General features: G+C 70.4%; 3 protein-coding genes. 2 read left to right on the top strand and 1 reads right to left on the bottom strand.

The features are described from left to right. Nucleotides 1-49 precede the first annotated feature (49 nt). Nucleotides 50-1,558, bottom strand: coding sequence for a peptide MFS transporter (locus ACFVZW_RS36845; RefSeq protein WP_384530936.1), 1,509 nt, complete (start codon nt 1,556-1,558; stop codon nt 50-52). Between the two features lie 426 nt (nt 1,559-1,984). Here ACFVZW_RS36845 and ACFVZW_RS36840 point away from each other — a divergent pair, with 426 nt between their 5' ends. After that, the gene (locus ACFVZW_RS36840; RefSeq protein WP_260230159.1) at nt 1,985-2,662 is read left to right on the top strand and encodes a response regulator transcription factor; all 678 of its coding nucleotides are present in this window, start codon (nt 1,985-1,987) and stop codon (nt 2,660-2,662) included. Nucleotides 2,663-2,864: 202 nt separating this feature from the next. Continuing rightward, nucleotides 2,865-4,115: ATP-binding protein (locus ACFVZW_RS36835; protein WP_384530934.1), on the top strand; the 1,251-nt coding region annotated here is incomplete at its 3' end.

Here is a 4,115-nt window from a genome sequence, read left to right as displayed (position 1 = left end):
GGCACACACAGCGTGTGCCGGGCCAGACCCTTGTCGTGGTGAACGGGCGTCAGCTCACGTCGCCCATGAGGGCGCGGATCTTCTTGCCCGCCGTCATGAACGCGAGGCCCGCGGCGACCGCGATGACCGCCCACAGGGAGTAGTACATGGCGTCGCCCAGCGGCTCGTTGAGCTTGGTGGTCCAGCCGTTCAGGGCGTTGCCCGTCGCGGTCGCCAGGAACCACAGGCCCATGATCTGGCCGACGAACTGCTTCGGGGCCAGCTTCGTCGACAGCGACAGGCCGACCGGCGAGAGGCACATCTCGCCGATGGTCTGGACGAGGTAGACGCTCAGCAGCCAGAAAACGGTGACCTTGCCGGTCTCGCTGTTGGCCGCGGCGGCACCCGCGAGACCCATGATGGCGAACGAGCCACCGATAAGGAGCATCGCCAGGGCGAACTTCATCGGGGCGCTGGGCTCACGGTTGCGCTTGGCGAGCTTGACCCACAGCGCGGCGAACAGCGGCGCCAGGACGATGACCATCGCCGGGTTCACCGACTGGTACCAGGACGCCGGGAACTCCCAGCCGCCGATCAGACGGTCGGTCTTGTTGTCCGCGAAGAGCGTGAGCAGTGAGCCCGACTGGTCGTAGATCATCCAGAACAGCACGGCGGTGGCGAAGAACCAGGCGAAGGCCTTGATCTTGGGCTTGTCCGCGGCTCCGAGGGCGGGGTTCCGGTACATCGTGACGAAGTACACGATCGGCACGATGATGCCGAGGACCGCGAGCACGTTCACGATGTGCTCGATGTCGTACGTGCCGAGCACGATGTCGACCAGAAGGGCGCCGACGGCCAGTCCGCCCCACAGCAGGACCTTGCGCAGCGCGCTGCGCTTCTCCTCGGGCGTCGCCGGGGTGCCCGGGTTCTTCCCCACGTCACCGAGGTGGCGGGAGCCGATGACGTACTGCGCGACGGCGAGCGTCATGCCGAGACCCGCGACGGCGAAGCCGAGGTGCCAGTTGACGTTCTCGCCCAGGTAGCCGACGACCAGCGGAGCGGCCATGCCGCCGATGTTGATCGCCATGTAGAAGAGCGTGAAGCCGGCGTCGCGGCGGGCGCTCGGCTGGCCCTCGTAGAGGCCGCCGACCATGGCCGAGATGTTCGGCTTCAGCAGACCCGTACCGGCTGCGATGAGCGCGAGGCCGACGAAGAACGCCGTGTCCGAGGGGACCGCCAGGGTGAAGTGGCCCAGGGCGATGACGATGCCGCCGACGAGGACGGCCTTGCGCGCGCCCCAGAGTCGGTCGGCCACCCAGCCGCCGGGCATCGCGGCCATGTAGACGACCGCGTTGTACACGCCGTAGATGGAGGCGGCCAGCGCCTCACGGTCCTCCAGAGGGCCGTCGAGCACGCCCGCGACCAGGTAGAGGACGAGGATGCCGCGCATTCCGTACCAGGAGAAGCGCTCCCACATCTCGGTCATGAAGAGAGTGGCCAGGCCGCGGGGGTGGCCGAAGAAGGTCTTCTCTTCGGAACCAGGGGTTCCGGCGGAATCCTTCGTCAGGCTGGACGCCATGTCGATCCTTGCTCTGTCGGGACGCGCGCCTTGTGAGCGTGGTGCGCCCGGTGGGGGAGGCCGGCACCGGTGGGAGTGGTCGCACCCCACCGGGATCCACGCCCCTGACGCCGCATCGCGTCTCGGGACCCGGCCCACAGGTCGTTCACCGTCATCGAGGTTGGCCGAGCCGACCTCACGCAGAAAGAGGACCTCTGTCGCACGAAGCGAGCCAAAGGTCCCCGATTACCGCAACTGATGCCTCGCCACCATACGACACGACAGTGCCGGATATGGAAGGACTTGAGAGATGGATCACAGGTGACCTAGGAACCAACAACCCTCATTCGAAGGTCATGTGCAGGTTACCCACCTTGATCCGCAGGAGCCCTCGTGGCCCTGTGGATCATGCCCCGGGGCGTCCGCCGTGCGGACTACCATCACCCCATGACCCGTGTACTGCTCGCCGAGGACGACGCATCCATCTCGGAGCCGCTGGCCCGTGCGCTGCGGAGAGAGGGATACGAGGTCGAGGTGCGGGAGGACGGCCCCACCGCCCTCGACGCCGGACTCCAGGGCGGAGTCGATCTCGTCGTGCTCGACCTCGGGCTGCCCGGCATGGACGGCCTGGAGGTCGCCCGGCGGCTGCGCTCCGAGGGCCACACGGTTCCGATCCTGGTGCTCACCGCCCGCGCCGACGAGGTCGACACCGTCGTCGGGCTCGACGCGGGCGCCGACGACTACGTCACCAAGCCCTTCCGCCTCGCCGAGCTCCTCGCCCGCGTCCGGGCCCTGCTCCGGCGCGGCTCCACGGAGCCGGCGGTCGCCCCGGCGACGCACGGCGTCCGGATCGACGTCGAGTCGCACCGCGCCTGGATGGGCGACGAAGAGCTCCAGCTCACGGCGAAGGAGTTCGACCTGCTCCGGGTCCTCGTCCGGGACGCCGGCCGGGTCGTCACCCGCGACCAGCTGATGCGGGAGGTCTGGGACACCACGTGGTGGTCGTCGACCAAGACCCTCGACATGCACATCTCCTGGCTCCGCAAGAAGCTCGGCGACGACGCGGCGAACCCTCGCTACATCGCCACCGTCCGAGGCGTCGGCTTCCGCTTCGAGAAGAGCTAGCCCCCGAAGGCCCGTCGGCGCCGGAACGAGCCCGCCCGGCCCGCCCGCGGGCTCGCGGGACGGCGCCCCCGCGGGGGCCTTCGCTCCGACGGGCCCGTACCCCGGGCCGTCCGGGGAGGACTCGTCGGCGCGGGCCCGTGCGCCCGCGCTCACGCCGTAGGCTCGACGCATTCGTCGTGTCACCCCGCCCGGAGGGCACACTGTGCGTCGCCGTCTGATCAACTCCACGCTCGCCGTCGTCCTCGTCGTCATCGCCGTCTTCGGGGTGTCCCTCGTCATCGTCGAGACGCGGACCATCTCCAGCAGCGCCCAGGAGAGCGTGGACTCCGAGGCCGTCCGCCTCGTCTCCATCGTCGACAGCCGGCTCATCGGCGGGGAGCCCGTCAACCCGGACATCCTCGCCGAGCAGAGCGGCGCCAAGCGGTACGCCCTGATCGAGATCCCCGGCCGCCCCGCCATCGAGATCGGCGAGCGCCCCGAGGGCAGCGTCATCCGCGGCAGCGCCGAGGGCGAGCGCGGGGAGACCGTCACCGTCGAGGAGTCCCGCTCCACCATCACCTCCGAGGTGGGCCGCACCCTCCTGATCATCGGTGCCGTGGCCCTGCTGGCCGTCATCGCCGCCGTCCTGCTCGCCGTACGACAGGCCAACCGGCTGACGTCCCCGCTCACCGACCTCGCCGAGACCGCCGAACGCCTCGGCTCCGGCGACCCCCGCCCCCGCCACAAGCGGTACGGGGTGCCGGAGCTGGACCGGGTCGCCGACGTCCTGGACGCCTCGGCCGAGCGGATCGCCCGGATGCTCACCGCCGAGCGCCGGCTCGCCGCGGATGCCTCGCACCAGCTCCGCACGCCCCTCACGGCGCTCTCCATGCGCCTGGAGGAGGTCGCCGTCGCGGACGACCTGGACACGGTCAAGGAGGAGGCGACGATCGCGCTCACGCAGGTGGAGCGGCTCACCGACGTCGTGGAGCGGCTGCTCACCAATTCGCGCGACCCCCGGACGGGCTCCGCCATCGCCTTCGACCTCGACGAGGTCGTCAAGCAGCAGATCGAGGAGTGGCGCCCCGCCTACCGCAGCGCGGGGCGGGCCATCGTCCACTCGGGCAAGCAGGGGATGCGCGCGGTCGGCACCCCCGGGGCCGTGGCCCAGGTCCTCGCCGCGCTGATCGAGAACTCGCTCATGCACGGCGGCGGCACCGTCGCCCTGCGCACCCGGGTCACCGGCAACCAGTCCGTGATCGAGGTCACCGACGAGGGCCCGGGCGTCCCCGCCGATCTCGGCGCGCGGATCTTCGAGCGGACCATCAGCGGCCGCAACTCCACCGGCATCGGACTCGCCGTCGCCCGGGACCTCGCCGAGGCGGACGGCGGACGGCTCGAGCTGCTCCAGCAGCAGCCTCCGGTGTTCGCGCTCTTCCTGGGCCGCGAGGTCAGAGGCCGCAGAGACCAGGAG

Source organism: Streptomyces sp. NPDC059567, assembly GCF_042735655.1.
Lineage (GTDB): Bacteria > Actinomycetota > Actinomycetes > Streptomycetales > Streptomycetaceae > Streptomyces.
The sequence above is the reverse complement of the archived record's forward strand: the minus strand, read 5'-3'. Positions and strand labels throughout refer to the sequence as shown.

Bases quoted from the DNA above. Each gene is read 5' to 3' on its own strand.
- ACFVZW_RS36840 (WP_260230159.1), top strand. From the start codon at position 1,985: ATGACCCGTGTACTGCTCGCCGAGGACGACGCATCCATCTCGGAGCCG.
- ACFVZW_RS36845 (WP_384530936.1), bottom strand. From the start codon at position 1,558: ATGGCGTCCAGCCTGACGAAGGATTCCGCCGGAACCCCTGGTTCCGAA.